The organism is Gordonia sp. VNK21 (assembly GCF_046098115.1).
Lineage (GTDB): Bacteria > Actinomycetota > Actinomycetes > Mycobacteriales > Mycobacteriaceae > Gordonia.
Map to the genome: position 1 here is coordinate 22,699 of NZ_JBJURU010000008.1, position 16,861 is coordinate 39,559.

At 69.3% G+C, this 16,861-nt stretch carries 19 protein-coding genes and 1 tRNA gene; 12 read left to right on the plus strand and 8 right to left on the minus strand.

The genetic code is table 11. The annotated features are described in order from the left end of the window. Window positions 1–31 precede the first annotated feature (31 nt). Window positions 32–105 (plus strand) — tRNA-Pro (locus tag ACJMNC_RS10050). Window positions 106–133: 28 nt separating this feature from the next. On the opposite strand, the gene ACJMNC_RS10055 is transcribed toward ACJMNC_RS10050, so the two are convergent. Then, complete coding sequence (locus tag ACJMNC_RS10055) at window positions 134–1,036, minus strand: tyrosine-type recombinase/integrase (RefSeq protein WP_408947815.1); 903 nt, start codon at window positions 1,034–1,036, stop codon at window positions 134–136. 53 nt (window positions 1,037–1,089) lie between these two features. Next, window positions 1,090–1,251 carry a hypothetical protein gene (locus tag ACJMNC_RS10060; protein ID WP_408947816.1) on the minus strand — a complete coding sequence of 54 codons (162 nt, stop codon included), beginning with the start codon at window positions 1,249–1,251 and terminating at the stop codon, window positions 1,090–1,092. 108 nt (window positions 1,252–1,359) lie between these two features. Between ACJMNC_RS10060 and ACJMNC_RS10065 the strand changes: the two genes are divergently transcribed. Beyond that, complete coding sequence (locus tag ACJMNC_RS10065) at window positions 1,360–1,536, plus strand: hypothetical protein (RefSeq protein ID WP_408947817.1); 177 nt, start codon at window positions 1,360–1,362, stop codon at window positions 1,534–1,536. A gap of 331 nt (window positions 1,537–1,867) precedes the next feature. Then, a complete protein-coding gene (locus ACJMNC_RS10070) occupies window positions 1,868–2,296 on the plus strand; it encodes a nitroreductase/quinone reductase family protein (protein WP_408947818.1) in 429 nt (142 codons plus the stop codon). An 852-nt stretch (window positions 2,297–3,148) separates the two neighbouring features. Here ACJMNC_RS10070 and ACJMNC_RS10075 read toward each other — a convergent pair. Then, window positions 3,149–3,343, minus strand: a complete 195-nt coding sequence (locus ACJMNC_RS10075) for a hypothetical protein (RefSeq protein ID WP_408947819.1) — start codon at window positions 3,341–3,343, stop codon at window positions 3,149–3,151. Window positions 3,344–3,629: 286 nt separating this feature from the next. Between ACJMNC_RS10075 and ACJMNC_RS10080 the strand changes: the two genes are divergently transcribed. Next, on the plus strand, window positions 3,630–4,517 hold the full coding sequence (locus ACJMNC_RS10080) for a glycoside hydrolase family 16 protein (protein WP_408947820.1): 888 nt from the start codon (window positions 3,630–3,632) through the stop codon (window positions 4,515–4,517). A gap of 73 nt (window positions 4,518–4,590) precedes the next feature. Here the strand turns inward: ACJMNC_RS10080 and ACJMNC_RS10085 are convergent, their stop codons facing one another. Beyond that, the gene (locus ACJMNC_RS10085; protein WP_408947821.1) at window positions 4,591–5,043 is read right to left on the minus strand and encodes a DoxX family protein; all 453 of its coding nucleotides are present in this window, start codon (window positions 5,041–5,043) and stop codon (window positions 4,591–4,593) included. A gap of 240 nt (window positions 5,044–5,283) precedes the next feature. On the opposite strand from ACJMNC_RS10085, the gene whiA reads away from it, so the two are divergent. After that, complete coding sequence (whiA, locus tag ACJMNC_RS10090) at window positions 5,284–6,300, plus strand: DNA-binding protein WhiA (protein WP_408947980.1); 1,017 nt, start codon at window positions 5,284–5,286, stop codon at window positions 6,298–6,300. Window positions 6,301–6,417: 117 nt separating this feature from the next. Further along, the gene (locus ACJMNC_RS10095; RefSeq protein ID WP_408947822.1) at window positions 6,418–6,621 is read left to right on the plus strand and encodes a cold-shock protein; all 204 of its coding nucleotides are present in this window, start codon (window positions 6,418–6,420) and stop codon (window positions 6,619–6,621) included. A 74-nt stretch (window positions 6,622–6,695) separates the two neighbouring features. Here the strand turns inward: ACJMNC_RS10095 and ACJMNC_RS10100 are convergent, their stop codons facing one another. Then, a complete protein-coding gene (locus tag ACJMNC_RS10100) occupies window positions 6,696–7,181 on the minus strand; it encodes a hypothetical protein (RefSeq protein ID WP_408947823.1) in 486 nt (161 codons plus the stop codon). Window positions 7,182–7,892: 711 nt separating this feature from the next. Between ACJMNC_RS10100 and ACJMNC_RS10105 the strand changes: the two genes are divergently transcribed. The 3 genes from ACJMNC_RS10105 to ACJMNC_RS10115 are packed head-to-tail and all read left to right on the plus strand — an operon-like array spanning window position 7,893 to window position 11,815. Beyond that, complete coding sequence (locus tag ACJMNC_RS10105) at window positions 7,893–10,265, plus strand: FdhF/YdeP family oxidoreductase (RefSeq protein ID WP_408947824.1); 2,373 nt, start codon at window positions 7,893–7,895, stop codon at window positions 10,263–10,265. A 43-nt stretch (window positions 10,266–10,308) separates the two neighbouring features. Then, window positions 10,309–11,145: a bifunctional hydroxymethylpyrimidine kinase/phosphomethylpyrimidine kinase gene (gene thiD, locus ACJMNC_RS10110; RefSeq protein WP_408947825.1), complete on the plus strand. Its 837-nt coding sequence runs from the start codon at window positions 10,309–10,311 to the stop codon at window positions 11,143–11,145. A 34-nt stretch (window positions 11,146–11,179) separates the two neighbouring features. After that, window positions 11,180–11,815: an NAD(P)-dependent oxidoreductase gene (locus tag ACJMNC_RS10115; RefSeq protein ID WP_408947826.1), complete on the plus strand. Its 636-nt coding sequence runs from the start codon at window positions 11,180–11,182 to the stop codon at window positions 11,813–11,815. A gap of 30 nt (window positions 11,816–11,845) precedes the next feature. Here the strand turns inward: ACJMNC_RS10115 and ACJMNC_RS10120 are convergent, their stop codons facing one another. The 3 genes from ACJMNC_RS10120 to ACJMNC_RS10130 are packed head-to-tail and all read right to left on the minus strand — an operon-like array spanning window position 11,846 to window position 14,652. After that, window positions 11,846–12,211: a DUF488 domain-containing protein gene (locus ACJMNC_RS10120; protein WP_408947827.1), complete on the minus strand. Its 366-nt coding sequence runs from the start codon at window positions 12,209–12,211 to the stop codon at window positions 11,846–11,848. After that, complete coding sequence (locus tag ACJMNC_RS10125; RefSeq protein ID WP_408947981.1) at window positions 12,204–12,947, minus strand: uracil-DNA glycosylase; 744 nt, start codon at window positions 12,945–12,947, stop codon at window positions 12,204–12,206. Before ACJMNC_RS10125 ends, ACJMNC_RS10120 begins: the two co-directional genes overlap by 8 nt. Before the next feature lie 43 nt (window positions 12,948–12,990). Next, window positions 12,991–14,652: an AMP-binding protein gene (locus ACJMNC_RS10130; RefSeq protein WP_408947828.1), complete on the minus strand. Its 1,662-nt coding sequence runs from the start codon at window positions 14,650–14,652 to the stop codon at window positions 12,991–12,993. Window positions 14,653–14,777: 125 nt separating this feature from the next. Here ACJMNC_RS10130 and ACJMNC_RS10135 point away from each other — a divergent pair, with 125 nt between their 5' ends. From ACJMNC_RS10135 to ACJMNC_RS10145, 3 genes are all read left to right on the plus strand, one after another. Then, complete coding sequence (locus ACJMNC_RS10135; RefSeq protein WP_408947829.1) at window positions 14,778–15,629, plus strand: LuxR C-terminal-related transcriptional regulator; 852 nt, start codon at window positions 14,778–14,780, stop codon at window positions 15,627–15,629. Window positions 15,630–15,695: 66 nt separating this feature from the next. Then, the gene (locus ACJMNC_RS10140; RefSeq protein ID WP_408947830.1) at window positions 15,696–16,199 is read left to right on the plus strand and encodes a M15 family metallopeptidase; all 504 of its coding nucleotides are present in this window, start codon (window positions 15,696–15,698) and stop codon (window positions 16,197–16,199) included. Between the two features lie 142 nt (window positions 16,200–16,341). Beyond that, on the plus strand, window positions 16,342–16,861 hold a 520-nt coding region (locus ACJMNC_RS10145), incomplete at its 3' end, for a hypothetical protein (RefSeq protein WP_408947982.1).

A 16,861-nucleotide genomic window follows, 5' to 3' on the forward strand; every position in this document is an offset into this window, starting at 1 on the left:
CCGGTTGACCGGGGCGCCCCGCACGGGGGAACGGGCTGTGGCGCAGTTTGGTAGCGCACTTGACTGGGGGTCAAGTGGTCGCAGGTTCAAATCCTGTCAGCCCGACAGAAACAGCAGTTCAGCGCCCCTCTGCCTACCCGGTGGAGGGGCGCTTTCGTGCATCGCCACCCCGAAACCCATCCGAAACCGACGCGACAGGAGCCAGAACATCGAGCGCGTTGCGGACATCCGGGCCCACCTCAGGCCGCGCCACATAGTGCGTCCGCGTCACCTCCGGCGACGCATGGCCGAGCTGGCGCGCCGCCGACTCCATGCCCATCTCACCCTCAATCAGAGTCGCCGCCGTCTTCCGCAGCACATGCGGGCTCACCCAATCAAACTCGTCGGCCGGACCTCCGTCCCCGGCCGGCACCGTCCGGCGGGCCTGACGCAACTGGCGCCGAGTGTTCGCCGCAGTCCGCGGCCCCCCAGTCCGCGACGGAAACACCAGGCCGTCCTCGGACGGCAGTCGACGTCCGCGCTGCCGCCGCAGCGCGGCCTCCGCGAAATCCGGGAGCACCATCGTCCGCGCGCTGCTGTGCGACTTCGGGAAGGGCTGCCGGGTGCCGTCGTCGATGACCGTGCCCGCGATCGTTGCCGTCGCTGGTGTCCTGGCTTTGCCTCGGCCGGATGAGAACTGCACATCATCCCATCGCAGCGCCAACACCTCACCGATCCGCGCCCCTGTTCCGGCCATCACATCGAACATGTCCGGCAGATCGGTGCCGCGCTTCGGGCCCGACGTATTGCCGCCCGCCCAGGCCGCGATCCGGGCGCGCAGTCGATGGAAGTCGGCGACCGTAAGCGCGCGCACCTGCACGTGATCGCGACGGGCCTTCGTGGTCTCGCGCACCGGATTGTGGTCGATCGCGTCATGCTGTGCGGCGAGCTTCATCATCCCGGCCAGCACGACCCTGCATTGCGCCCGCACTGACGCCGACGACAGCGACCGCAGGAACACGTCCAGGTGGCCGACGGTGGCCTCCTGGACGCGCACCCCGCCTAGTGCGGGCACGATGTGGTATTCGAGGGGGACTGTCCGGACCGCGGTCAGACTACCCGACGAATCGCCTGGGCGAGTTCGCGCGGAAGGTTGGCGATGGCGCCGTCAGTCCAGGGGTCGTCGGCGAGTGCCTCAGCGAGGCGGATTCCGCTGGCGCCGATGAGGGGGACGCGCACGTACATCGCCAGTGCTTCGTTGGTGGTCCCCATACGTTGACGGTAGGCGCAGATCGCGAGGGTGTCGAGGTCACTACGAAGCTGAGGGTCCCAGCGTGAAGTTCATCGCCGCAGGGTGACCTGGTGTGAGAAGGTGAGGAAATGAGTCAGCGGCAAATCATTCTCACCTGGATTGTGATCGTCATTGCAGTACTGCTCACGATCACCTCGATTATCGGACTCTCCACCGGTAGTCACGGGTTCGCCGTGTGGGCGGCGGTGATCTGCTGGCCCATCGTAGCGATCCTGTCCGTTGTGAAGCTCTCTCGTAACGACTAGCGCGTGTTCGACACCGTGCGAGGGCCGACCGCCCCGCACTCCGTGGTGGAGAGCGGGGCGGTCGTCGTGCGTGCGGGTCAGGCTGCGAACGATCCTGACTCGGCCCGCGGATACTGGTCATCGTCGTCCCAGTCGACAACCAGCGTTTGCTCGATCACGTCGGCTTCGTTGGCGTGGGTAAAGACATCGTTCATGACTTCATACCTCCAGCGTGTTGATCGAACAGGGGGCCACAGGCTAGCTGCGAGGAGTTTGGGCTGTCAAAGGGCGTCATAACGTCGCGCCCGGTAGGAGTGGATGCTTGGACCACTATCGATCTACAGGAGTTGTCGTGGTTGAGGGAAACAACTGGAATTCGCGGATCATCAGCGAGTTTCGGGCGAACGAGGGACGTGTCGGTGGCGGCTTCGAGGGTGCACCGATGGTGCTGGTACACCATGTCGGCCGCAGATCGGGCAGGCAGTTCGTCACCCCGATGATGTACCTGCCCGACGATGCTGACCGGGACACGATGTACGTGTTCGCGTCGAATGCGGGCGCGCCCAGTAATCCGGCGTGGTACTACAACCTGACCAGCGCGGGACGGGGGCACGTTGAGGTCGGTACTGAAGAGTTCGACGTCACCGTGAACGAGGTCTCTGGTGCTGATCGGGTTCGCATCTATTCTGAGCAGGCGCGCAGGTATCCCGGGTTCGCCGAGTACGCAGAGAAGACCGCTGGAGTGCGCGTGATCCCGGTTCTTGCGCTTCACCGCATGTAGTACGCGCGACAGCCACCCGTCCGCTATCGCGGGGCGGGCGGCTGTCGTGCGTGTCGGGGGCGGTCAGGACTCGGACGTCGCCGGTTCGGTGTCGACGTTGGCGGTCGACTCGGTCTCGGTCGACGGCTCTGTCGTCTCGTCCGAGGTGTCGTCGTTGGTGCCGGCGTCGATATCCGGGGCCTCGGCGCTCTGCTCGGTGCCGCCTTGGCCGCTGTCGGTTTCAGCGGACGGTGTCGGAGTGTCAGCATCGGCAGCCTCGGAGTCGGTAGTGGGTGTGGTCTCCGGGTCGGTGCTGTCGTTCTCGGTGACGGCCGGCTGCTCGGCGATCGGCTGCTCGTTCTGAGCTTCGTCGGCGGTTTCGGAGAGCGCGGCGATCGCCGGGCGCGACTCGGTGTGGGTCGATTCCGTCTCGACGGTCGTCGTCGAGGACGTCGAGACCGCATCGAGCAGCCCGTCGGTCGACCATTCGGGGATGTCGACCCCAGGAATCGGGGTCTTGAACTTCCCGACACCCAGGGACGGAATGATGTCGCTGATCGAGTCGAGCTTCGGGAACCCGTCGAGGTTGAATGTCGGCAGTCCCAGATAGTTGACCTGCCCTTTCAGGATGCCATCGTTGATGACCGGGAACAGGACGACCTGGCCGCCGAGCCAGCCGATCGCGATGGCGTAGGTTCAGGTTTCGGTCGGCGTCGCCGAATCGGTCAATCGGGGCAGGGATCCACAAGTCTGTGCACGTTTCGCACCCCCACTCGTGGCCGCTCCCGTGTGGGGCGGCTTTCGGTGTAATCAGTGCCGCTGCGTGAACCGCCCATAGTCGACCAGCTGCGCCCGCACCGTCTCGAGCGCGGCTCACGCCGCCGGATCCTCGGCGAGCCCTTCCTCCTCAAGCGCGTCGTAGTGCTCGGTCAACCAGTCATCCCCGTCGTCCATGCCGTGGACGGTAGCCCCCAGCTTTCGGGCTGGGGCGCTTTCCGCATCGCGCAGCCGATCCTCCGGCCGGTTGAGGGCTCTGCCGACCCACCCCTTTACCCATCCAAAACTCACGGAATCAGCACAACTAGCAAGACTGGACGGAACGAAACCGGTCCACTGACCTGCACCAACAGGAACCAACAAGGCCAGCCAGACCAGCGAGCACGCCGCGACTGAAACAAGTGGTCGCAGGTTCAAATCCTGTCAGCCCGACAGGAACAGCAGGTCAACCGCTCTCACCGGCTACACGGTGGGGGCGGTTTTCTGTTGTCGGCGATCGCAGGGTGGAAGTGTGAGGTGCGCCGCTCCTGGTCGCTCGGAGAGAGCGATCCGGCAGCACTATGCTAAGCCTACCCTTATGAAAGCTACATACGTCACTAAGCGGGCACGTCTGATCCTGGCCGGCGCGGTCGCCGTCGCCCTGGTGACCGCGGCTCCTGTGCACGCCGCCGAGCCGTTCTCCGATGAGTTCAACGGCGCCGCCGGTGCGTCGCCCGATCGGAGCATCTGGAACTTCGAGACCGGCGGAGGCGGCTGGGGAAACAACGAGCAGCAGGTCTACACCTCCGCGCGCGACAACTCCCGCCTCGACGGCTCGGGACACCTGCTCATCCAGGCCCGCCGGGACGGCTCCGGCTGGACCTCCGCGCGCCTGAACACCTTCGACAAGTTCACCTTCACCTACGGCACCCTCTCCGCTCGGATGGCCATGCCCATGGGCAAGGGGCTGCACACCGGCTTCTGGCTCCTGGGCGAGGACATCTACAACGTGGGCTTCCCCGAATCCGGCGAGGTCGACATCGCCGAGCACATCACCGGCAGCAACTTCGTGCACGCCGGCATCCACGGACCCACCACCAACGGCGCCCCCAGCAACGGCTCGCTCGATCTGGGCGGCCTGGGCCTCGGTGCCCTCGGTTCCCTCGGTCTGGGCGGACTCGGGGACATCGAATCGATGATCACCGGCCGCTACCAGCGGGGCTCGGACGTCACCGACATCAACCCCGCCCAGTACTACACCTACGGCGTCACCAAGGCGCCGTCGAAGATCACCTTCACCTTCGACGGAAAGCCGTTCTACTCGATCGACAAATCGTCGCTGACCGCCACCGAGAAATGGGTGTTCGATAAGCCGGTCTACGTGCTCCTCAACGTCGCCGTCGGCGGGAACTGGCCCGGTGCGCCCGACGCGGACACCGCCGACGATGCGACCCTCAAGGTCGATTGGGTGCGCTACACCCCCTGACGCATCCCGAGGAGCGCGTCAGAGCGGCCCGGCTCTCGCCAGCGCGACATCGGTCAGGAGTCGGACGTGGCGGTCACGCCGTGACGGTCTCGGCGTCGATGGCCTCGGTGCGCTCCGGTGCGCCTTCTCGCCGGCCGAGGACGACGGTCGACAGCGCCAGCCGTCCCGGCCCGATGAAGACGAGCAGGAACAGTGCCCAGCAGAACAGAGCCGCGGCGTCGCCGTCGTTCTGGATGGGCAGCAGGGCGTCGCCGTGCTTCCAGAAGTAGGCGACGGCCATCGCCCCGGAGCCGATGAAGGCCGCGATCCGGGTGCCCAGGCCCAGCATGACGGCGATGCCGCCCACGAACTCGATGGCGCCCGCCCACCACGCCGGACAGGCACCGAACTCGGCCGTGCCGCCGCCGTGCGGCTCCTGGAACCAGGCGAAGAGCGTCGACGCGCCATGGCAGAAGAACAGGAAGCCGATCACGATGCGGAATCCGGTGATCACCCAGGGCTTCGCTCGGTCGAGATAGGTTAGCATTACCTAATACCACATGCTCGCCGAACGCGCTCCGACGACGCATGATTCACCCGAACAGAGGACCTTGGGCCCGCGCGGTGCGGGGCCGTCGACTCAGGATTCGGCGACCGGCGCTTCGTACTCTGTGGTTCGGATGTCAGCCTCGACCGAAGTGAGTGTGTTCGCCAAGTGAGTGCCGTATCTGTTGCGTCAGTGCCGACCGGACCGGGTTCCGTCGAGTCCGCGCCCACCGGATCGGCGATGACCCTCGGGCTGCGTGAGGAACTCAGCCGGCTCACCGTCCCGCTGATCGCCGGCCGGCGCGCGGAAGTGGCTGCGCTGCTGCGCTTCTCCGGCGGCGTCCGGATGGTCGGCGGCCGACTGGTGGTCGAGGCCGAGCTCGACTGCGGCAACAGTGCGCGCTGGCTGTGCCAGGAAGTCCACGCACTCTACCGGTATCCGTCCGAGGTGCGGGTGCGGCGGAAGACCGGCAGCGTCACCACTTTCCGCTACGAGGTGCGGTTCGTGGACAACGGCGAAGACCTGGCCCGTCGTGCCGGCCTGATCGACGGCCGCGGCCGGCCGGTGCGCGGGCTGCCCGTGCACGTGGTCGGCGGCAGCGTGCGCGACGCCGAAGCCGCCTGGCGCGGTGCGATTCTCGCAGCCGGCACGATCAGTGCGCCGGATGCGGCGGCACCCCGGCTGGAGGTGGCCTGTCCCGGTCCGGAGTCGGCACTGGCTCTGGTCGGTGCGGCGCGCCGGCTCGGCATTCCGGCCCGGGCGCGGGAATTCCACGACGCCGCCGGCGCATCCGGACCCGTACGACCTGCCGTGGTCATCCGCGACGGCGCCGCGATCGAGTCCATGCTGAACCGGATCGGTGCGGTGGCATCCGCGCGCGTGTGGCATCACCACTACAGCCGGGCGGCCGTCGAGCACAGCCAGAGTCGGCTGGTGAACTTCGAGGACGCCAACTCCCGCCGCACCGCGCACGCCGCCGCAATCGCCGTCTCGCGCGTGGAGCGGGCGTTCGAGCTGCTCGCCGACGACATCGCCGACGGTTCGGCGCCCGAGCATCTGGTGCTCGCCGGACGGTTGCGGGTGGCCCATCGCGACGCCTGCCTCGAGGAACTGGGCCGGCACGCCGAGCCTCCGCTGACCAAGGACACCGTCGCCGGCCGCATCCGGCGCTTGCTGGCTCTGGCCGACGACAAGGCCCATACGCTCGGTGTTCCCGACACCACGGCCGCCGTGAGCGGCAGCGGCGCCGCGGTCTGACACCCCGATCGACGCGGATTGTTGTCAGGTAGCGCCATTTGCGCGGATGTGTGACACAATAACCCGTGCGTCGTCAGACCTTGGCGCGCATGCACCAATGAAAGAAGTACACAAGTTATGGCACAGGGAACCGTCAAGTGGTTCAACGGCGAAAAGGGCTTCGGCTTCATCGCTCCCGACGACTCGGGTAGCGACGTTTTCGTCCACTACACCTCCATCCAGGGCAGCGGCTTCCGCAACCTGGAAGAAGCGCAGCGCGTTGAGTTCGACATCGAAGAGGGCCCGAAGGGTCCCCAGGCGACCAACGTGAGCGCTCTCTGATCTTCTGATCTTCACACCGAGTGCCCCCGCGACGATATGTCCGGGGGCACTCGGCATCTCACCTGATCTCTGCGCTAATCAGTTGTGCCCCTAGGCAACTCGCCGCGTACCGCGCGCCGGAGCGTGCCGAGTGACTCCTCCGTGCCCCGCGGCGGAAGGGCGGCGAGTATCTCCGCGGCGCGCTGCCGGGAACTCTGACTCTCCGCTCCGGTAGTGGCGTCCGCATGCTGCAGCAGACCCGAAATCCTTTGCCGGTCACGCACTTCGCCGCTCTGCAGGTAGTCCAGACCCACCTCGAGCGCATGCCGCTTGGCCTCAGTCCACGCGGCCTCGAGTTCGGAGACCGCAGAGGCGTACGCCTGTCCATGCCCCGCATCGGCGGGACCCGATTCGGTCCGCAGCGCTGATGCGGTGGCCGAAGCCTCGTGGGAGGCCCGGGTCTCGGGCACCTGGACGTCGAGGGCCGCCGGACAGGTCAGGATCACCTGCGGATCCAGCTCGAACGGAAGGTAATCGGTCAGCACCGCGTCGTGCCGCCGCAGGCTCGACGCCCACAGCAACTCGAGTGCCGCGCCCGGATCCGCGCGCTCGCGCCGACGCCACCAGCGCCGTGTGCCCCCCGGCTGGAGGTGTAGACCGCCGCGAGGAGCCGTTCGGGCCGGCGGTCCGGCCGCTCGAAGCGGCGAATGCTCGCATACAGCGGCATGGCCTGAGCTGCTCCACACGCAGCGCGAGCGCCTGCAGCAGCACCGGCTGATCGGTGTCCTCCAGCCGGCTCGGCGCGCCGCCGGTCAGCAGACCGAGATAGTCCTCGATAGACGGCGACGGGCAGTCGACTTCCACCGGCGAGGGGCCCACCGGCGGCCCCGCCGCGGCCGGCATGGGGACGCCGGGGACCGCGGCCGCGGGCGCGGGCGTCGCTTCCGGGTTGTCGATCAGCGTGAAGTGCTCCGGGCTGTCCGGATCCACCGCGACGGGGAAGCGGCGGGCCGCCGGCAGCGAGATGGACCAGGTCCGCCCCAGCTCCACCCGCACCGGTTCGAGCACGGGGGAGAACACGACCCCCTCGCCGCCGCCCGTCTTGACCAGCACGGCGCGCATCGCGGTTCCGGTCCCTGCGGAGTCCGGCGATACAGCGGCGCCCATACCTGGATTCAAGCACAACCGGTGCGGGTGTCCGTTCGCGGCCGCGGCGGCCGCGGACTACCGTGAAGACATGTGGCGGCGCACACAGCCCGTGCCGCCGGATCCCCAGGAAGGTAGGACCGGACATGGTCGCCCCGGAAAGTGCCAAGCCGAGCCGGTATCAACCCGACGACGACGTGCCCGGTCTGCTGCCGAACGTGCCCAGGCAGGGCGGATTCGGCCCGGCCACCGGCAAGGCCTGGTCGTCCCGGCCCTACCACCATCCGGCCGCCGGCTGGGGAGCGGCCGCGTCGGTCTCCAAGGTGCTCGTCACCGAACGCGAACTGCTCGCCGGCACCGGCGCCATGTTCACCATGAACCACCCGGTGAAGGGCTTCGACTGCCCGGGCTGCGCCTGGCCCGACGACAACAAGGGCATCACGCTCGACATCTGCGAGAACGGCATCAAGCACGTCACCTGGGAGATGACCCGCAAACGCGTGGACCGCGAGTTCTTCGCCGCGCACAGCGTCACCGAACTGTCGGGCTGGACCGACTTCGACCTCGAGGACCAGGGCCGGCTCACCGAGCCGATGGTCTACGACCCGGACACCGACCACTACGTCCCGATCAGCTGGGACGGCGCCTTCGCCCTGGTCGGCCAGACTCTGCAGGGCCTCGACAGTCCCGACCAGGCGGCCTTCTACACCTCCGGCCGGCTCTCCAACGAGGCCACCTTCCTGTACCAGCTGTGGGTCCGCGAATACGGGACCAACAACCTTCCGGACTGCTCCAACATGTGTCACGAGGCATCTGGCCGGGCCCTGACCGCCTCCATCGCCACCGGCAAGGGCACCGTGGACCTCGACGACTGGGACACCTGCGATCTGCTCTTCGTCCTCGGCGTCAATGCGGCCTCCAACGCCCCGCGCATGCTCACCTCGCTGGCCCACGCCGTCGAACGCGGCGCCCAGGTGGTGCACATCAATCCGATGGTCGAGGCCGCGGCGACCCGCACCATCGTTCCGCACGAGATCACCCGGATGGCCCGCTTCAAGGCCACCGACACCGGCACCCGCAACGTGCAGGTGCGGCCCGGCGGTGACCTGGCGCTCATCCGGGGCATGGCCAAGGCGGTCTTCGAAGCCGAAGACGCCGCCCCCGGCGGCGGCGCCCTCGACCACGAGTTCCTGCAGCGCTACACCCACGGCGCCGAGGACTACCGGCGGCTGGTGGACGCGAGCAGCTGGGCCGAGCTGAGCGAGCAGGCCGGCGTCGACGAGGCCGAGATCCGGGCGCTCGCCCAGCTCTACCTCGACGCGCCGCGCACCATCATCGCCTGGTGCCTGGGCGTGACTCAGCACGAGCACGGAGTGGACACCGTCCGCGAGTTCATGAACCTGCTGCTGCTGCGCGGCAACATCGGGCGCCCCGGCGCCGGACCGTCGCCCGTCCGCGGCCACAGCAATGTGCAGGGCAACCGGACCTGCGGCATCAACCACAATCCGGGCGCGGCGCTGCTCGACAGTCTCGACGAGCACTGCGGCATCAGCTCGCCGCGCACACCCGGCCTGGACACCGTGGCCACCGTCGAGGGGATGAACGAGGGCAGCGTGAAGGTCTTCGTCGCTCTCGGCGGCAACTTCGTGCTGGCCGCGCCGGACACCCGCTACACCGCACGCGGACTGGCCAACTGCGAGCTCACGGTGCAGGTGAGCACCAAACTCAATCGCAGCCACCTGGTGCACGGGCGCCGCGCGCTGATCCTGCCCTGCCTGGGCCGCACCGAACGCGACCGACAGGCCTCCGGCGTGCAGGGCGTGTCCTGCGAGGACGCGATGAGCAATGTGCAGCTGTCCGTGGGCAAGAAGCGGCCCGCCTCACCGCACCTGCGTTCGGAGATCGCCATCCTGGCCGGCATGGCGCGGGCGACGCTGCCCGGCAGCGCCACCCCGTGGGAGGAGTACACCGCCGACTACGACCGGATCCGCGAGATCATGTCCCGGGTGCTGCCCGGCTTCGAGGGCTTCAACGAGCTGGTGCGCCGGCCGCTGGGCTTCCGTATCCCGCAGGCCGCGCGCGAGCGGGTGTTCCACACTCCGAGCGGCCGGGCCGAGTTCTCGCACGCCGTTCTGCCGCAGGCGATTCCGGAGTCGCCGGAGGTGCTGGTGCTGCAGACGATGCGCTCACACGACCAGTGGAACACCACCATCTACTCGGCCGACGACCGCTACCGCGGCATCACCAACCTGCGCGAGCTGGTGTTCATGCACCGCGACGACATGGCCGCCCGCGGTATCGCACAGGGCGACGCGGTCGACATCGTCGCCACCTCCAAGGACGGCTCGCAACGCACCCTGCGCAGCTTCCGCGCCATCGAATACGACCTGCCGGCCGGCAGCGCCGCCGGCTACATGCCGGAGATGAACGCGCTCATCGGCGCCGCCGACTACAGCACCCAGAGCGATCAGCCGCTGATGAAGAACATCCAGGTGCGGATCACTCCGGCCGCGCACTGACTGAGGCGGACAGAGGCGCTTCTGGTGAGTAACCTCGGATACCGTGGTTGATCTCGCCTATGTCATCGCCGGTTCCGAAGCGACCGGCGGCGCCGGACTTCAAGTGGACCTCAAGACCTTCCAGGAACTCGGCGTCTACGGCGTCGGCACCATCACCTGCATCGTCTCCTTCGATCCGGCGGACGGCTGGAACCACCGCTTCGTACCGATCGACCCCGGGGTGATCGCCGATCAGATCGAGGCGGCGACGGCCGCACACGACCTGGACGTGGTCAAGATCGGCATGCTGGGCACCCCGGCCACCATCGACACAGTGGCCGCGGCGCTGCGCGAGCGCACCTGGCGGCACGTGGTGCTCGATCCGGTGCTCATCTGCAAGGGGCAGGAGCCCGGTGCCGCCCTCGACACCGACACCGCGCTGCGCGAACAGATCCTCCCGCAGGCCACGGTGGTGACGCCGAACCTCTTCGAGGCGCGCATCCTCTCCGGGCTCGAGCGCATCGACGACGTCGACGACCTCACCGAGGCCGCCCGCCGGATCCACGGACTCGGCCCGCAGTACGTGGTCGCCAAGGGCGGGGTGGAACTGCCCGGTCCCGACGCCGTCGACGTCCTCTTCGACGGCGAGGAGGTGACGGTGCTGCGCTCGCCGAAGGTCGGCTCGGAGCGGGTCTCCGGCGCCGGCTGCACGCTCGCCGCAGCCATCACCGCCGAGCTGGCCAAGGGCGCGGCCGTCGCCGACGCAGTGGCCTTCGCCAAGGAGTTCACCGCCGCCGGCATCGCCGGCCGGGTGAGCGGCCACACGCCCTTCGACACGGTGTGGCAGGGCGCCTTCGTCGAACAGCTCGACCTCCCCGACCCGGCCGACCAGACCGGGTAGACCCACCGCAATCCCGACGAGAGAAGGACTGACCATGGCACATCTTCTGGTGATCGGCGGAACCGGTTACGCAGGCAGCAACATCGTGACCGAGGCGCTCGCCCGCGGCCATCAGGTGACCGTACTCTCCCGCAAACCCCCGGTCAGTGCCGTCGCCGGCGCGGACTACCGATCCGGTTCGGTGGCCGACGTGACCGACGAGCAGCTGGCCGCGCCCGACGTGGTGGCGGTCGCGCTGTCGCCGCGCGGAGACATGGAGGGCCGGGTGCGTCCGGCCGTCGCCGACCTGGCCGCCCGGATCCCGTCCGGCACCCGGCTCGGAGTGGTCGGCGGGGCCGGCGGCACCCGGGTGGCCCCGGACGGGCCGCTGCTCGCCGACACCCCGGAGTTCCCCGACTTCATCCAGGCCGAGGCCCGGGAGATGATCGGCGTGCTCGACGATCTCAAGGCCACTCCGGAGACCCTCGACTGGTTCCTGATCAACCCCGCCGCCGGCTTCATCGGCGACAACCCGGGCGAGCGCACCGGCCGCTACCGCGACGGCGGGGAGGTGCTGGTGACCGGCGAGAACGGGGAGTCCTACATCTCCGGACCGGATTTCGCGGTCGCCTTCGTCGACGAGATCGAGCAGCCGGCGCACCACCGGCGGAACTTCGCCGTCGGATACTGAGCCGGGCCGCTGTGCTCTCCGGCGAGCAGTTCACTCGCCGGAGAGCACCTCGCGCAGGACCTCGGCCTCGCTGATGTCGTCGCGTTTGCTGGCGGTCAGCAGGGTCAACGGCCCGGCGGCCGCCCGCCGGCGCAGACCGGCGAGCGCCTCGGCGCGGTCGTCGTCGGTCAGCTCGTCCCGATAGCGCCGCCCGAACTCGGTCCACTTGTCCGGGTCGTGCGCATACCACTTGCGCAGGTCGGTCGACGGCGCCACTGTTTTGCACCAGTCGTCGAGCTGCGCGCGCTGCTTGCTGATGCCGCGCGGCCACAGCCGGTCGACCAGCACCCGCGCACCGTCGTCCGGCTCGGGCGGATCGTAGATCCGCCGCACCTGCACGCGTGTTCCCTCACTCATCTGTGCCTCCGATCTCCTTCGCCGTCTGCAGGACCGCCTCGAGCATGGCCGGGGTGAGCCGTCCGGTGAAGGTGTTGTGCTGGCTGACGTGAAAACAGCCCAGCAGGGTCAGCCTCCGGCCGTCGGGGTGAGTGACGGCGACGGTGACGCCGTGACCGAACTTCGGCCGCGGCCGGGGCACCTCCCAGCCGGCCTCGACGAGCACCGCGAGCAGCGCCTGCCAGCCGAAGGCGCCCAGGACCACCGCCACCCGCAGAGTGGGGGCGAGCAGATCGATCTCCCGCGACAGATACGGTGCGCAGGTGCGCCGCTCGGCCGGAGTCGGCTTGTTCTGCGGGGGAGCGCAGCGGACCGGTGAACTGATCCGCACCCCCGACAGGGTGAGTCCGTCGTCGGCGGAGACGGCGCGGGCCTGCGAGGCCAGCCCCACCGCGTGCAGCGCTGCGAAGAGGACGTCACCGCTGCGATCGCCGGTGAACATCCGCCCGGTGCGGTTGGCGCCGTGCGCGGCCGGCGCCAGCCCCACCACCAGAATCGACGCATCGGCCGGTCCGAAGCCGGGCACGCCGCGCGCCCAGTAGGTCTGGTCGGCGAAGGCGGCCCGCTTGACCCGGGCCACCTCCTCGCGCCAGGCCACCAGCCGCGGGCAGGCGGCGCACGAGACGATCAGGCGCTCGAGTGCGGCCAGCCCGGGAGCATCGGCGGCGCGGGCCGGCGCCGATGCCGACAGTCCGATCGCGGGAGGTGCTGCCACCCCTCCACGGTAAACCCGTGCGGCGTCACTCGGTGCGGGCCTGCTCGCGCAGCGCGAACTTGAGGATCTTGCCGGTGGAGGTGCGCGGGAGTTCGTCGACGATGTGGATGTCGCGGGGCACCTTGTAGCCGGCCAGCAGTGCCCGGGTGTGCGTGATCAGATCGTCGACGGTCGGTACGGGCGCGCCCGGCACCAGCTGCACGTAGGCGCGGGGCCGCTCGCCCCACTTCTCGTCGGGTACGCCCACCACGGCCACGTCGAGGACCGACTCGTGGGTGACCACGGCCTGCTCCACCTCCACGGTGGAGATGTTCTCGCCGCCGGAGATGATGATGTCCTTGGCCCGGTCCTTGAGCTGGATGTAGCCGTCGGGGTGCATCACACCGAGATCGCCGGTGTGGAACCAGCCGCCGGCGAAGGCCTGCGCGGTGGCATCGGCGTCCTTGAAGTAGCCGGCCATCACGTTGTTGCCGCGCAGGACGATCTCGCCCATGGTCTCGCCGTCGGCCGGGACGTCGTTCAGGCCGCCGTCCGGCGCCGGGATCACCACCCGGGCGTTCTCGGCCTGCACCATGCCCACACCCTGCCGGGACAGCATTCGGGCCCTCTCGTCCGGGGCGAGGGCGTCCCAGTCGTCCTGGTACTCGCAGATGGTGTACGGCCCATAGGATTCGGTGAGCCCGTACACGTGCACCGCGAGGATCCCGATGGCGGCGAGCTGCCCGAGCACCGTCGGCGACGGCGGTGCGCCGGCGGTGGTGATCCGCACCGGATGCGGGACCCGGTGCGCGCGTTGCGGATCGCCGACGATGGTGGTGCAGACCGCCGGGGCGCCGCACATGTGGGTCACCCCGAGTTCGTCGATGCCGTCCCAGACGGCGTCGGCGCGCACCGCGCGCAGGCAGACGTGCCGCCCGCCGGCCGCGGTGACCGCCCAGGTGGTGCACCAGCCGTTGCAGTGGAACATCGGCAGCGTCCACAGGTAGCGGGTGTCGCGATCGAAGCCGTTGTGAATGACCTCGCCGAGTGAGTTCAGATACGCCCCGCGGTGGGTGTACATGACGCCCTTGGGTTTTCCGGTGGTGCCCGAGGTGTAGTTCAGGGCGATCACCGTGTTCTCGTCGGCCACCGTCCAGGGCAGGTCCGGACCGGTTCCGCCGGCCGCGAAGTCCGCGTACTCGGTGGCGAAGTCGGTGCCGGCGGAGGGCTCCGGGCCGAACTCGGTGTCGGTGACCGAGACGAAGTGCTCGACGGTGGTCAGGTCGTCGCGGATCCCGGCGACCGTCGCGGCGTACTCGGTGTCGAAGACCAGGACCCTGGCCTCGGCGTGGTCGAGGATGTAGCTCAGCTCGGGACCGGCCAGCCGCGAGTTCAGGGCCAGCAGCACACCGCCGGCCAGCGGCACCGCGTAGTGCGCCAGGAGCAGTTCGGGGATGTTCGGCGCCAGGTATGCCACCCGGTCACCGGGGGCGATCCGGCCGGCGAGCGCCTTGGCCAGTTGCTGAACCTGGGCGGCGAAGTCCGCGTAGGTCAGTTCCCGGCGGCCGTAGGTGACGGCGGTGCGGCCGGGGAAGACGCGCGCCGAGCGATCCAGGAAGCGCAGCGGGGTCAGCGGGGAGGTGTTCGCGTGTCCGAACGCGACGCCGGGAAGCACCGGGCCAGCGGTGAGACCGGTCGAGGGGGTCATGGTGGGTCCATTTCGTGACGGGGCCGACGACTGTGAGCCTCTATGCTATGAAGCACATCGGCGTGGTCACCACCCCCGGACGGGGGTGGTGACCACGTCGGCCGGAGCAGCCGACGGAAGTGATCATGTCCCCAGCCGAGCCCCTCGAGGAGCAGGTGCGTTCGACGCTGCGCCGGGCGCGCACCGAGACCGGGATGCCGGTGCTCTTCGGCGGGCTGGTCGAGGCCCGCGAACTCCCGCTGAGCGGCTTCGTCGGCACCCGCACCGGACTGCTCAAGGGACTGACGATCGGTTCGCGGCGGGGCCTGGGCGGACGGGTGCTGCACGACAGGCGGCCCGGACAGGTGGTGGACTACTCGCGGTCGACCGCCATCACCCACGAGTACGACCGGCAGGTGGGCGGCGAGGGCATCGAGACCCTGGTCGCCGTTCCCGCGGTCGTCGGCGGGCGCACCCGGGCCGTCATCTACGGCGGACTGCGATCGGTGGCCAGGGTGCCCGACCGGATGCTCGGCGCACTGTCCGGGCTGGCGGCCGAACTGGCCGACGAGATCAGGATCGACGACGAGGTGAGCCGGCGGCTGTCGGCGCTGCGTCAGGCGATTCCGGCCGGCCGGCGTGCGAGTGGCCCGCTCGACGAGCAGCTGGCGCTGGCGATCACCGAGAGCATCGTCGAACTCGACGAACTGGCGCGGACGGCACCCGGCACCGACCTGGCCGCGACCCTGGCCGAAATCGGCGACCGGCTGCGGGCGGCGCGGGCACCGTCCGGACCGCCTCCGGTGGCGCTCTCGGATCGGGAGCGTCAGGTGCTCGCGCATCTGGCCCTGGGCAGCTCCAACCGGGAGATCGCCGAGCGGCTGGGCCTGGCGCCGGAGACGGTGAAATCGTATGTGCGCACGCTGTACGGCAAGCTCGACGTGCACAGCCGCCATCAGGCGGTGGTCGCGGGCCGTCGATTCGGCCTGTTGCCCTGAACGGTGCACGGTGATCGGTGGCACAATGCGTAAGCAGAGCCCCTTCACGGGAAGGACCCGTACCGAATGCGCAGAACGGTCTCCGGACTCGCCGCCGTCCTGGCGGTGCTCGGCACGGTCGCGGCCGGCGCCGTAGCCGCGCCGGCGGCAGCCGCACCCGCCGCCTCCGTATTTGGGGTGCGCCTGGCCGAAGGCACCGCGGGCCTCACTCTGCAGCTGGCCCTGGCGTACACGCTGGCCTCCCGGGATGCGAAGGCCGACGGCGTACCGCTGTCGATCACCTCCGGCAAACGCAGCCGGGCCGAGCAGGCCGCGCTCTGGCGCGACGGGCTGGCGACCTACGGCAGCCCGGGACAGGCGCGCCGCTGGGTGCTGCCGCCCGGTGAATCCACGCATGTGACCGGTGAGGCGATCGACGTGGGGCCGCGCAGCGGAGCCCGCTGGCTGCAGCGCCACGGCAGCCGGTACGGACTGTGCCGTGCCTTCGACAACGAGTGGTGGCATTTCGAGCTGCTCACCCTGCCCGGCACCGCCTGCCCGCCGCGGCTGCGCGATGCCTCCCATCGATGAGTCCGTACACCGACAAGGCCCAAGGATTGAGTGCGTGACCGACCAGACTCCCGCCGTCGAGACTCCGCGTCCGGCCGACCCGGCCGGTCCGGCCGACAACGCTCCCGTCGTGCCGTCGGAGGCCATCGATCCGGACCAGTACATGACCTACGAGGAGTTCGGCCGGGCCTTCTTCGAAGTGGCGGTGACCGCCGAACGGCTCGGCGCAGCCCTCGGTGCGCTGGCCGGCGAGGCCTTTCAGGTGGGGCCGATCCCGGCTGGCCCCGGCGGCATGGTGAAGGTGCGGGCCGACGTCCAGGTCCACGAACCGGCCATCAGCCGGCAGCTGGGCGACCTGATCACGTTCACCGTGCGGTTGCCGCTGACCATCGGGCTGCTCATCGACCTCAAACTGGACCGGCTGCACTACGACGTGGCCGGCCTGATCACCCTCCCGCTCACCGTCCGCTGCGCCCGTCCGCTGCAGCTGCGGATCGAGGTGGAGCCGCCGAGGCCGTCGGACGTCTTCGTGGACGTGGCCTCGAGGAACATGCGCGGCGAACTGATCCGCAACCTCGCCCAGGTCGATGCGGAGATCCGCCGGGTGATCGCACGGACCGTGGCCCAGGAGATCGAGAAGCCGGAGGCGCGTAAGGCGCGCTTCATCGACGTCTCCGCCGAAC

Bases quoted from the DNA above. Each gene is read 5' to 3' on its own strand.
- ACJMNC_RS10085 (WP_408947821.1), bottom strand. From the start codon at position 5,043: ATGCTAACCTATCTCGACCGAGCGAAGCCCTGGGTGATCACCGGATTC.
- ACJMNC_RS10140 (WP_408947830.1), top strand. From the start codon at position 15,696: ATGCGCAGAACGGTCTCCGGACTCGCCGCCGTCCTGGCGGTGCTCGGC.
- ACJMNC_RS10120 (WP_408947827.1), bottom strand. From the start codon at position 12,211: ATGAGTGAGGGAACACGCGTGCAGGTGCGGCGGATCTACGATCCGCCC.
- ACJMNC_RS10130 (WP_408947828.1), bottom strand. From the start codon at position 14,652: ATGACCCCCTCGACCGGTCTCACCGCTGGCCCGGTGCTTCCCGGCGTC.
- ACJMNC_RS10095 (WP_408947822.1), top strand. From the start codon at position 6,418: ATGGCACAGGGAACCGTCAAGTGGTTCAACGGCGAAAAGGGCTTCGGC.
- ACJMNC_RS10115 (WP_408947826.1), top strand. From the start codon at position 11,180: ATGGCACATCTTCTGGTGATCGGCGGAACCGGTTACGCAGGCAGCAAC.
- ACJMNC_RS10060 (WP_408947816.1), bottom strand. From the start codon at position 1,251: ATGGGGACCACCAACGAAGCACTGGCGATGTACGTGCGCGTCCCCCTC.
- ACJMNC_RS10065 (WP_408947817.1), top strand. From the start codon at position 1,360: ATGAGTCAGCGGCAAATCATTCTCACCTGGATTGTGATCGTCATTGCA.
- ACJMNC_RS10080 (WP_408947820.1), top strand. From the start codon at position 3,630: ATGAAAGCTACATACGTCACTAAGCGGGCACGTCTGATCCTGGCCGGC.
- ACJMNC_RS10135 (WP_408947829.1), top strand. From the start codon at position 14,778: ATGTCCCCAGCCGAGCCCCTCGAGGAGCAGGTGCGTTCGACGCTGCGC.
- whiA (WP_408947980.1), top strand. From the start codon at position 5,284: ATGACCCTCGGGCTGCGTGAGGAACTCAGCCGGCTCACCGTCCCGCTG.
- ACJMNC_RS10105 (WP_408947824.1), top strand. From the start codon at position 7,893: ATGGTCGCCCCGGAAAGTGCCAAGCCGAGCCGGTATCAACCCGACGAC.